This window comes from Pseudonocardia sp. KRD291 (genome assembly GCF_019263595.1).
GTDB lineage: Bacteria > Actinomycetota > Actinomycetes > Mycobacteriales > Pseudonocardiaceae > Pseudonocardia.
Genome location: NZ_JADQDD010000215.1, coordinates 1 through 11,043, shown reverse-complemented (window position 1 = coordinate 11,043; position 11,043 = coordinate 1). Strand labels below are relative to the sequence as shown.

Sequence of the window (11,043 nt, the reverse complement as noted above, 5' to 3'; positions counted from 1 at the left end):
GCCGGATCGCGACCACCGACGGGCGGGGCTGGGTCCCCGGCCCGTCCGGCCAGGTCGAGGCCGGCTGCTCCGGCGACGCGTCGTCGAGGTCGCCGGGGTGCTGCACCGAGATCAGCACGAAGTCGTCGCGCACGATCGGGCCGCAGCACTCACCGCCGCGCGGGACGCTCGCGAACAACGTCGTACGGCCGCGGGTCGGGCCCTCCAGGGACACGCCGTACAGGCCGTCGTTGATCTTCAGGGCCTCGCCGGAGTCGGTGGCGATCCACATGTTGCCCTGCTCGTCGAACGCCAGGTTGTCCGGTGAGGTGATCGGGCTGACCTGCGACTTGTCGTAGCCACCGAAGTAGGTGCCCGGGTCCTTGGGGTCACCGCAGACCAGCAGGATCGACCAGCCGAACCGGGTGGCGGCCGGGTCGGCGCGCTGTTCGACGAGCTCGATCACGTGCCCGTGCTTGTTCTCCTTGCGCGGGTTCGCCTCGTCCGGGCCGGCCGTGCCCGCGGTGCCGCGGTCGGAGTTGTTCGTGCAGGCGATGTAGACGTTGCCGGTGCGCGGGTGCGCCTCGATGTCCTCGGGGCGGTCCATCTTCGTGGCGCCGACGCGGTCCGCGGCGAGGCGGGTGAACACGTAGACCTCCTCCGCGCTCATCCCGGGCACGAACGAACGCTTCCCGGCCGCCAGCGGGATCCACTCGCCTGCGCCGTCGAACTTCCCGTCGGCGGGCAGCGTCCCGGTGCCGTCGATCTGCGCGGCCGGGCTGTCCCCGGTGAACCGCGCCACGTAGAGCGTGCCCTCGGAGAGCAGCGTCGCGTTGTGCTCGCGGGCGCCGCGGCTCTGCCCGCGGCGCATGGCCTTGTCCGAGACGAACTTGTAGACGTAGTCGAAGCGCTCGTCGTCGCCCATGTAGGCGACGGCGCGCCCGTCGCGGGTGAGCCGGACCGTCGCGCCCTCGTGCTTGAACCGGCCCAGCGCGGTGTGCTTGACCGGGCGGGCGTCGGGGCTCAACGGGTCGGTCTCGACGACGTAGCCGAAGCGGTTCGCCTCGTTCGGTTCCTTCGACAGGTCGAAGCGGGGGTCCAGCTTCTCCCAGCGACGTTCGGACGGGCCCTCCTCGAAGCCGTAGCGCGCCAGCTTCGGGTCGGTCACCGCGGGCGCGGCGAAGTAGCCGTTGAAGTTCTCCTCGCCGGACAGGAACGTGCCCCACGGCGTGACGCCGCCCGCGCAGTTGCCCAGCGTGCCGAGCACGACCGTGCCGGTCGGGTCCGCGCCGGTACGCAGGAACGCCGACCCGGCGGCCGGACCGTCCACGGCGAACTCGGTGCTGCCGGTGATCCGACGGTTGAGCTTCCCGTCGCGGTCGGCGGTCAGCTTCCCGGTCGCCCGCTCGCGGGTCAGCTCGACCAGCCCGAGCCCGTGCGCGGCGATCCCGATCCGGATCTGCTCCTCGGTCGGGTTCTCCTCGTCGTAGCCGCGGAACATCAGCGGCTCGAGCGTGTACTCGTGGTTGGAAAACATGATGAAACGCCGGCCCCGGCCCTCGATCGGCAGGATCCCGCAGAAGTCGTTGTTGTAGCCGAACTGGCGCTCCTGGGCCGCGGCGGTCTGGGCCTCGAAGTCGAACTCCGGGGAGTCCGGGAACATCGGGTCGCCCCAGCGGATCACGATGTCGCTCGCGTACCCCGTCGGCACGGTGATCGCATCGGCGCTGTTCGGCGCGACCGTCTCGTAGCGCAGCCCGCGCGGCGGCTGCCCACCCGGCCCCGGTGCCGCGGCGGCGACCGGCCCGACCGGAGCGGTGGGAGTGCCCGCGGCGGCGGGGGTGGCGCCCACGGCCAGCCCGGCACCGGTCGCGAGGCCGAGTACGGCCCCGGCGCGGAGCATCCCGCGCCGGTCGAGCACCCGGGTCATCACATCGCCGAAGTAGGCGTTCGACGTCGGGTTGGGCGCCTCCCGCGAGCAGGCGTCCCCGCACCGGTAACGGCAGGTCCGGCCCTGGCGCTCGCCGCGGACGGGACGCGGGGCGAGCAGCGGCAGTGGGCGACGGGCCGGCGCGGCGTCGTGAGCGGGGTCGGGGCAGGGCTGCGCCACGGTCGTTCTCCTCCGGTGGTGGGCGGCACGCCGGGCGCGCCGTCGGTGGTGGTCGTGGCAACGCTAGGTAGCGCCCGCGCCGGGAGGATGGCTCGCGCGTGGACGCCGGGTGAACGAATGACCCGGCTCGGGAGGTCTGCGCCACACCGGGCGTGACCGCCCGGTCCGTCCGCCCGGCGGCCGGGACCGGGGTGGCGGCCCGACGCCGGGGCGGTCGCACTAGCGTGTGCGCGGTTTAGCTACTGGATCGAGGGAGAGGACGCCCAAGCATGCGCGTCGGAGTACTGACCGGCGGCGGCGACTGCCCCGGGCTCAACGCCGTCATCCGGGCCGTGGTGCGCAAGGGGATCCCGGAGTACGGGTACTCCTTCGTCGGGTTCCGGGACGGCTGGCGCGGCCCGCTCGAAGGCCTGACGATGACCCTCGACATCCCGGCCGTGCGCGGTCTGCTGCCGCGCGGCGGCACGATCCTGGGCTCCTCGCGGACCAACCCGTTCGCCCACGAGGACGGCGTCGCGCGGATCCGCAGGACGCTCACCGACCGTGGCATCGAGGCGCTGATCGCGATCGGCGGCGAGGACACGCTCGGCGTCGCGGCGAAGCTGCACGAGGCCGGGGTGCACGTCGTCGGCGTGCCGAAGACGATCGACAACGACCTGTCCGGCACCGACTACACGTTCGGGTTCGACACCGCGGTACAGATCGCGACCGAGGCCATCGACCGGCTGCACACCACCGCCGAGTCGCACCACCGCGCGCTGATCGTCGAGGTGATGGGCCGGCACGCCGGCTGGATCGCGCTGCACTCCGGGATGGCGGGCGGCGCGAACGCGATCCTGCTGCCCGAGGTCGAGTTCGACATCGAGCAGGTCTGCGGATGGGTGGAGAGCCGCTTCCGCAGCGAGTACGCACCGATCATCGTGGTCTCCGAGGGGGCCCGGCCGAAGGGCGGCGACGAGGCGCTGAGCACCGGCGACACCGACGCGTTCGGCCACGTCCGCCTCGGCGGCATCGGGGACTGGCTGGCCCGCGAGGTCGAGGCCCGCACCGGCAAGGAGGCCCGCACCACGGTGCTCGGGCACGTCCAGCGCGGCGGCACGCCCACCGCGCGCGACCGCTGGCTGGCGACCCGGTTCGGGCTGCACGCGATCGACGCCGTGCACGACGAGAAGTGGGGCAGCATGGTCGCCCTGCGCGGCACCGACATCGTCACCTGCCCGCTGACCGAGGCGACCGACACCCTCAAGACGGTCGACCCGTCGCTCTACGCCGAGGCCGAGGTCTTCTTCGGGTGAACCGCGCCCCAGGTTCTGCCGGGCAGGCGCAGGTGCAGCGGCTCGGGCCGGGGCGGGGTCTCCCTCGCCGCCCCGGCCCGGCTAGACGATGCCCTGGCGGGCGGCGGTGTAGACGATCTCGGTGCGTCGGCGGACCTCGAGCTTGTCCCGCAGGTTGCGCACGTGGAACTTCACGGTCGCCTCGGAGATCACCAGCCGGGCGCCGATCTCCCGGTTGCTCATCCCCACAGCGAGCAGCTTGAGCACCTGGTTCTCGCGGTCGGTCAGCGATGCGTTGCGGCACATGTCCGGGACGTCGTCGCCGGACGGGTCGCGCAGCACCTGCAGCGGCGCCGCGTTCGTGCCGGGGTCGAACACGCCCTCGCCGCGCAGCACGGACCGCAGCGCGCGCACGATGTCGGCGGTGTCGGCGCCCTTGCGCAGGTACCCGTGCACGCCCAGGCGCACGGTCCGCATCATCGCCTCGCGGTCACGGCATCCGGTCAGCACCAGCACGCGCACGCCCCGGCAACGCTCGAGCAGCGCCCGCACCAGGTCCAGGCCGGGTCGCTCGTCGCGGGCGAACTCGATGTCCACCACGATCACGTCCGGACGGGTCCGCTCGGCGGCCATCAACGCGTCCCGCGGGGAGGCGGCCTCCCCGGCGTGCACGAGGTCGGGCTCGGCGGCGACCAGCGCGCGCAGCCCGTGCCGGACGACCGGCTCCGCGTCCACGACCAGTACCCGCGCCGTCCGCCGTACGACCTCGACGGCGTCGCGACCGCGCCGCGTCACGTCGGTGGCCTCGCGAACGGCTTCCAGCGTCATCGCCATGTCCTCCCGGACGTGCAGGTCCCGCCGCCGATGGCGGGTACTGGGGGCGAACGGTAGGTAGCGCCACGTTGCCTTCACGTTGCAGTCGAATGCACATGCACGTGTGACATGGGTAACATGATGATCAGACCGGAAGAGGTCCGGGCAACGGTCGTACACGACCGGACGCCGTATCCGGCCTACCCTGGGGTCCTGTGTTCGTTCCGGTGCCACCCGGCACCAGGTTCTGCGGAGGTGACGATGGGCGACGGTGACGCCGTGTCGTCCGCCGACGAGCTCGTCGCGGACGCGAACCGACTGCGCCGGATCTACGACGACGACCTCGGCTCCGGTGGCAACGCCGGGAGCCCGCGCTCCGTGGTCTCCGACTCCTGGCAGCGCAGCCTGGCCGCGCTGGTCGACCCGGAGAACCGGACGCCGCCGGTCGTCTACGCCCCGGAGGACCTGCCGGAGCTGCGCGAGGGCCATCCGCTGCGCGAGGTCATGCCGCTGCTGCGCAGGACGCTGGTGAGCATCGCCGACGAGGCCATGCACGTCATGCTCGTGACCGACGCGGACGGGCACATCCTCTGGCGCGACGGCGCGCACGGGCTGCTGCGCTCGGCCGACGACGTCGGGCTGTTCGAGGGCACCCGCTGGACCGAGGACGCGATCGGCACCAACGCGATGGGCACCGCGCTCGCGGTGGACGCGCCGGTCCGCATCCACTCCGCGGAGCACCTGGTGCGCGCCTACCACGACTGGACGTGCGTGGCCGCGCCCGTGCACGACCCGGACACCGGGTCGATCGTCGGCGCGATCGACATCAGCGGGCCGCTGCACACCCTGCACCCGGCGCTGGTCCAGCTCGTCTCGGCCACCGCACAGCTGGCCGAGAACCAGCTCCGGGTCCGCCTCGCGATCGCCGACGAGCGCCTGCGGGTGCGCAACATGCCGCACCTGACCGGGCTGCACGGCCTCGAGGGGGCGTTGCTCTCGCAGTCCGGGCGGGTGATCGCCAGCGCACCCTACGGCCGGTTCCCGGAACGGGTGCGTGTCCCCGAGGGCACCGACCGGGTCCGGTTGCAGGACGGCCGGGAGATGGTCGTCGAGTCGCTGTCCGAGGGCTACCTGCTCCACCCCGAGCCGGGGCGGCGGCGGGTGCGGGCCACGGAGCGGGCGTCCGGGATCGCACTGCGGTTCACCGGCGCCGGCACCCCGCTGATCACGATCGGGGAGCGCGAGGCCCCGGCGTCGCTGCGCCCGGCCGAGATCCTCACCGCGCTCGCGCTGCACCCGGGTGGCCTGTCCGGCGAGCAGCTCACGCTCATGCTCTACGGCGACGAGGGCAACCCGACGACGCTGCGCGGCGAGATCCACCGGCTCCGCGCGCTGCTGGGCACCGACGTGCTGCTGACCCGCCCGTACCGCCTGACCACCGAGCCGGACGCGGACTTCCTGCGGGTCCGTGCGGCCTTGCGCGCCGGACGGGTCGGGGAGGCGCTCGAGGCCTGCCACGGGCCGCTGCTGCCCCGCTCCGACGCCCCCGCCGTGCGCGACCTGCGCGACGAGCTGACCGCAGGCCTGCGCAACGCCGTGCTCGCCACCGACGACGTGGAGCTCACCCACCGGTTCGCCGAGCACCCGCTGGCCGAGGAGGACCTGCAGGCGCACGAACGCCTGCTCGAGCTCCTCGGTCCGGACGACCCGCGCCGCGCGGCCGTCGCCGCCCGCGCGAAGCGCCTGCTCGACTAGCTGCCGTCCCCGGGCTCAGCGGGGCGGACCGCGGCGGCCAGCTTGCGCATCGCCGAGGCGGCGCTGTCGCTGACGGTCGGCCCGAGCACCGCGAGGCTGGAGATCAGCGCGGCCGTCTCCGGGAGGTCGAACTCGATCGAGATCGTGGCCCGGGCCGCTGGCAGGCTGACGCCGCCGTCGCGGCCCCGGTGGACCCGCAGCGGCGCGCCGCTGTCGCGCAGCCGCTCCACGTCGCGGGCCACCGTCCGGACCGACACCCCGAGCCCGCACGCCAGGTCGGCCAGCCGGATCCGCCCGCCGCGTGCCGCGTGCAGGCGCTCGATCAGCACCTGCTGGCGTTCGACGCGGCGCAGGGCCAGGTGCCCGTCGCGGGAGTCCGCGGCGAGCCGGCTGCGATGGTCCACGACCGCATCGTAAACACGACATAGGCGTGTCCGGGTTCCTTCGTACCGTCGGTGCCGTGACCGACACCGAGATCGACACCGACACGCAGTCCGCCGCCCGCGCGTTCTTCGACCGCTACGCCGCCGCGCTCCTGGCCCGGGACGAGAAGGCGATCGGCGGCATGTACGCCGTCCCGTCCCTGATCGTGGCCCCCGGCGGGTCGGTCCCCGTGACCGACGCCGCGCAGACCGAGGCGTTCTTCGCCGCCTCCTGGGACCAGTACGAGGGAGTGCAGGAGGCCTCCCCGGACGTCGTCGTGATGGCGCGTGCCCCGGGCACCATCTGGGCCGACGTCACCTGGTCCTACGGCGGCCGGGCACGGGAACGCTTCTGCTACCAGCTGCTCTCCGAAGGAGACGGGTACCGGATCGTCGTGCTCACCCCGATGGAGCTCACTCCACCGTGACGCTCTTGGCCAGGTTGCGCGGCCGGTCCACGTCGCGGCCCAGCGCGACGGCGGCGTGGTAGGCCAGCAGCTGCAGCGGGATCGAGAGCAGCACCGGGTCCAGCTCCGGCTCGCTGCGCGGGACCACCAGCGTGCGCCCGGCGCCCGGGACGTCGCGGTGCCCGACGGCCAGCACCGGCCCGCGCCGGGCCCGGATCTCGGCGAGGGTGGAGGTGTTCTTCTCCAGCAGGTCGTCCTCGGGCACCACGGCGACGGTCGGCAGCTCCGGCCCGACCAGTGCCAGCGGACCGTGCTTGAGCTCGGCCGCGGCGTAGGCCTCGGCGTGGCAGTAGGAGATCTCCTTGAGCTTCTGCGCGCCCTCCCGGGCCACCGCCCAGCCGTGCCGGCGCCCGACGAACAGCACGCTCGGCGACGGCGCCAGCTCGGCGGCCGCGGCGGCGATCTCACCGGTGCGCTTCTCGTCGTCGAGGATCTGCTCGATCTGCCCGGGCAGCGCCGCGAGCCCGGCCACGATCCGGCCGCCGTCGCTCGGGGACAGGTCGCGCATCCGGCCCAGGTGCAGCGCCAGCAGCGCGAACGCCACGACGGTCGAGGTGAACGACTTCGTCGACGCGACCGACATCTCCGGCCCGGCGTGCAGGTAGATCCCGCCGTCGACCTGGCGGGCGATCGTGGAACCGACGACGTTCACGATCCCGATCACCCGTCCGCCCTTGCGCTGCAACTCCTGTACCGCGGCCAGCGTGTCCACGGTCTCGCCGGACTGGCTGACCGCGACGTAGAGCGTGTCCGGCTCGACGACCGGGTTGCGGTAGCGGAACTCCGAGGCCGGTTCGGCGTGCGCCGGGATCCGGGCCAGGTCCTCGATCAGCTGCGCGCCCAGCTCCCCGGCGAACCACGCACTGCCGCAGCCCAGGATGGTCACCCGCCGGAACGCGCGCGCCTCCCGGACGTCCATGTTCAGCCCGCCCAGGTGCGCGGTGGCGAACCGCTCCTCCAACCGGCCGGACAGCGCGCGCTCGATCGCGCGCGGCTGCTCGGCGATCTCCTTGGCCAGGAAGTGGTCGTGGTCGCCGCGCTCGGCGCCGGCCACGTCCCAGTCCACGGTGGACGGTGTCTTGGACGTTGCGCGGTCGTCCAGGGTGAACGTCCGGTACCCGCCCGCGGTCAGGCTGGCCAGCTCGCCGTCGTCGAGGTAGACGACCTGGCGGGTGTGCCCGGCGATCGCGGCGACGTCGGAGGCCACGAACATCTCCCGGTCGCCGACCCCGAGCAGCACCGGGGAGCCGTTGCGCGCGACCACGACCCGGTCCGGGTGTGCGGCGTCGAGGACGGCGAGCCCGTAGGCCCCGACGACCCGGTGCAGCGCCCGGCGCACGGCCTCCTCCAGGTCCGCGGCGCCGTCGTCGAACGCGGCGGCGACCAGGTGCGCGACCGTCTCGGTGTCGGTATCGGACGCGAACTCCACGCCGCCCGCGGTCAGCTGCGCCCGCAGCTCGTCGGCGTTCTCGATGATCCCGTTGTGCACCACGGCGATCCGGCCCGAGGAGTCGGTGTGCGGGTGCGCGTTGGCCGCGGTCGGCTCGCCGTGGGTGGCCCAGCGTGTGTGCCCGATGCCCGGGCTGCCGCGGAACCGGGCGGGCAGGTCCGCGGCCAGGTCGTCGACGCGACCGGGGGTCTTGCGGACCCGCAGCTCGGCGGGGCCCTTCGCCGGTGCGTGCAGCACGGCCAGCCCGGCCGAGTCGTAGCCGCGGTACTCCAGCCGTCCGAGGCCCTCCAGCAGGACCGGTACGGCGTCCCGCGGTCCGACGTATCCCACGATTCCGCACATGTGTGTCTCCCGACGTCGGTGGTGGTTCAGCCGTAGACCAGGCGGCGCAGCTGGCGGGCCGAGTACGCGGGCGCCGACACCCGCCGCTGCGTGAGCTCCGCCGCGACCTGGTCGAAGATCTTCTCGTTGCGCAGCCCCCGTGCCTGCAGCTCGGCGTGCCGGCGCCGGACGAAGCCCTCCGCAGGCTCGGCGAAGTAGCCGAGCACGTCGGCGACGACCCGTGTCGCCTCACCGGGACTCAGCGGCGTGCTGCGCACCAGGTGCGCGATGAGGTCGTCGTGAGCCGGCACCTCACCACCATGCACCCCCGCAGCCGACGAAAGCGAGATTCCTGCCCGCTTCCGGGCAGAAACCTCGCCTGACGCTCCGCGCCACGCGCCCACACCCCCTCACCACCCGGCGAGCGGCACTCTCGTCGGAGCCTTTGCGACGAGCGCGCCGCTCGCTGCACGCCTGTCCGGAGCGGGCCCGCTAGCGGGACGCGAGCGGGGAGTCGGGCTCCGGTTCGAGCTCGCCGGCCTTCCACAGCGAGGCGTACCAACCGCCGGAGGCGACCAGCTCGGCGTGCGGGCCCTCCTCGACGATCCGGCCGCCGGCGAGCACGACGATCCGGTCCGACCGGGCCGCGGTGGCCAGCCGGTGCGCCACCACGAACGAGGTGCGGCGCCGCGTCAGCTCCTCGCCGGCCGAGAGCACGGTCTCCTCGGTGGCCGGGTCCAGTGCCGCCGTCGCCTCGTCGAAGATCAGCAGGTCCGGCGACACCAGCTCCGCCCGGGCCAGCGCGACGAGCTGGCGCTGCCCCGCGGACAGCCCCTGGCCGCGCTCCCCGACCGGCGTGCGGAACCCGTCGGGCAGCGAGCTCACCAGGTCCAACGCCCCGACCGCGCGGGCCGCGGCCTCGATCGAGCCCGGGTCGGCGTCCGGGCGGCCGTAGGCGATGTTCGAGGCGACGTCGCCGGTGAACAGGTGCGCCTCCTGCGGCACGACGCCGAGCCGGTGCCGGAAGTCGGCCAGCGGGAACCGGCGCACGTCCACGCCGTCGACCAGCACCGCACCCTCGCCGGTGTCGTAGAACCGGGCCAGGAGCTTGATCAGCGTCGACTTCCCGGCTCCGGTGGCCCCGACCAGCGCGATCGTCTCCCCGGGCGCGACCCGGAGTGACACGTCGTCCAAGGCGGGTTCGGCGACGCCCGGGTACCGGAAGGTGACCGCGCGCAGCTCCACCTCGCCGCGCAGCCGCTCGGGCACCGCGACCTGCTCGCCCTCGGGCGTCTCGGGCACCGAGGTCGGTGTGCGCAGCAGGCCGGAGATCCGGTTCAGACCCACCCGGGCCTGCTGGTAGCCGTCGAAGATCTGGGACAGCTGCTGCACCGGGGCGAAGAACATCGCCAGGTAGAGGAGGAACGCCGTGAGGACGCCCGGGGTGAGGTCCCCGCCGGCGATCCGGCTCGCGCCGACCCCGAGCACGGCGGCCTGCGCCACGTCGGAGAGCAGCGCCGCGAACGGGAAGTAGGTGGCGATGTAGCGCTGCGCGCGCAGCCGGGAGCTGCGGTAGTCGGCGCTGCGCTCGCTGAACCGCCGGGCGCTGAGGTCCTCGCGGACGTAGGCCTGCGCGACCCGGACACCGGAGACGTTCTCCTGCATGTCGGCGTTGACCAGGCTGACCCGCTCCCGGGCCTCCTCGTAGGCCTGCGACGAGTACCGACGGAAGATCACCGTGGCGACGATCAGGACCGGCATCCCGGACAGCGCCACCAGCGCCAGCGACGCGTCGGTCAGCACCAGCGCCACCGCGACGCCGACGATCGTCAGCAGGCTGACGAACGCCTGGGCCAGCCCGGTCTGCAGGAACGTCGACAACGCGTCGACGTCGGTGGTCATCCGGGTCATGATCCGGCCGGAGAGCTCGCGCTCGAAGAAGTCCAGCCCGAGCCGTTGCAGGTGGGCGTAGCTGCGCACGCGCAACAGGTAGAGCAGGCTCTCGCCGGCCCTGGCCGTGACCACCGTCTGCGCCCCGACGACGAGCGCGTCGAGTGCCACCACGGCGATCCCGGCCAGCGCGGCGAGCAGCAGCACCCGTCCCACGCCCGGGGTGATCCCGCCGTCGACGGCGTAGCGCGCGATCGTCGGCAACGCCAGGGTGGCCAGGGCGTCGACCGCGATCAGCGCGACGGCCAGCACCAGCATCCTGCGGACCGGCCGCAGCAGCCGGGTCAGGCGGAACGACGGGTCCGGGGCCGTCGGGTCGGACTCGCCGCGCAGCCGCGGCTGCTCCCGCGCGGGCGGGAGGGCGTCCACCGCGGCGAGCAGCTCGGGGGTGGCCGGCATCCCGCCGGCGATCCCGGCCGCGCCGGGCGGGCCGGACGCGGCGGCCGACGAGCCCGCGGTCGCCGGCTGCGGACCGGCTGCCGTCTCGTCGGGCCACAGTGCC

At 73.8% G+C, this 11,043-nt stretch carries 9 protein-coding genes; 3 read left to right on the top strand and 6 right to left on the bottom strand.

Annotated elements, in window-relative coordinates; all coding sequences use genetic code 11:
- Window positions 1–2,089 (bottom strand): PhoX family phosphatase (locus I4I78_RS23910; protein WP_374225906.1); only part of this gene is annotated, 2,089 nt, incomplete at its 3' end.
- 269 nt (window positions 2,090–2,358) lie between these two features.
- On the opposite strand from I4I78_RS23910, the gene I4I78_RS23905 reads away from it, so the two are divergent.
- Complete coding sequence (locus tag I4I78_RS23905) at window positions 2,359–3,384, top strand: 6-phosphofructokinase (RefSeq protein ID WP_218613724.1); 1,026 nt, start codon at window positions 2,359–2,361, stop codon at window positions 3,382–3,384.
- An 81-nt stretch (window positions 3,385–3,465) separates the two neighbouring features.
- Here the strand turns inward: I4I78_RS23905 and I4I78_RS23900 are convergent, their stop codons facing one another.
- Window positions 3,466–4,191 (bottom strand): response regulator transcription factor, encoded by a 726-nt coding sequence (locus I4I78_RS23900; protein WP_218613723.1) that lies wholly within the window; start codon window positions 4,189–4,191, stop codon window positions 3,466–3,468.
- A gap of 246 nt (window positions 4,192–4,437) precedes the next feature.
- Between I4I78_RS23900 and I4I78_RS23895 the strand changes: the two genes are divergently transcribed.
- On the top strand, window positions 4,438–5,931 hold the full coding sequence (locus tag I4I78_RS23895; RefSeq protein WP_218613722.1) for a helix-turn-helix domain-containing protein: 1,494 nt from the start codon (window positions 4,438–4,440) through the stop codon (window positions 5,929–5,931).
- Here I4I78_RS23895 and I4I78_RS23890 read toward each other — a convergent pair.
- Window positions 5,928–6,335 carry a YafY family protein gene (locus I4I78_RS23890; protein ID WP_218613721.1) on the bottom strand — a complete coding sequence of 136 codons (408 nt, stop codon included), beginning with the start codon at window positions 6,333–6,335 and terminating at the stop codon, window positions 5,928–5,930. The genes I4I78_RS23895 and I4I78_RS23890 overlap by 4 nt on opposite strands.
- A gap of 56 nt (window positions 6,336–6,391) precedes the next feature.
- Between I4I78_RS23890 and I4I78_RS23885 the strand changes: the two genes are divergently transcribed.
- The gene (locus I4I78_RS23885; protein ID WP_218613720.1) at window positions 6,392–6,781 is read left to right on the top strand and encodes a hypothetical protein; all 390 of its coding nucleotides are present in this window, start codon (window positions 6,392–6,394) and stop codon (window positions 6,779–6,781) included.
- On the opposite strand, the gene glmS is transcribed toward I4I78_RS23885, so the two are convergent.
- The 3 genes from glmS to I4I78_RS23870 form a co-directional block, all read right to left on the bottom strand.
- Window positions 6,768–8,612 (bottom strand): glutamine--fructose-6-phosphate transaminase (isomerizing), encoded by a 1,845-nt coding sequence (glmS, locus tag I4I78_RS23880; protein ID WP_218613719.1) that lies wholly within the window; start codon window positions 8,610–8,612, stop codon window positions 6,768–6,770. The genes I4I78_RS23885 and glmS overlap by 14 nt on opposite strands.
- A gap of 26 nt (window positions 8,613–8,638) precedes the next feature.
- The gene (locus I4I78_RS23875) at window positions 8,639–8,902 is read right to left on the bottom strand and encodes a hypothetical protein (protein ID WP_218613718.1); all 264 of its coding nucleotides are present in this window, start codon (window positions 8,900–8,902) and stop codon (window positions 8,639–8,641) included.
- A 181-nt stretch (window positions 8,903–9,083) separates the two neighbouring features.
- Window positions 9,084–11,043, bottom strand: a 1,960-nt coding sequence (locus tag I4I78_RS23870; RefSeq protein ID WP_218613717.1) for an ABC transporter ATP-binding protein, incomplete at its 5' end; no start/stop codon positions are given.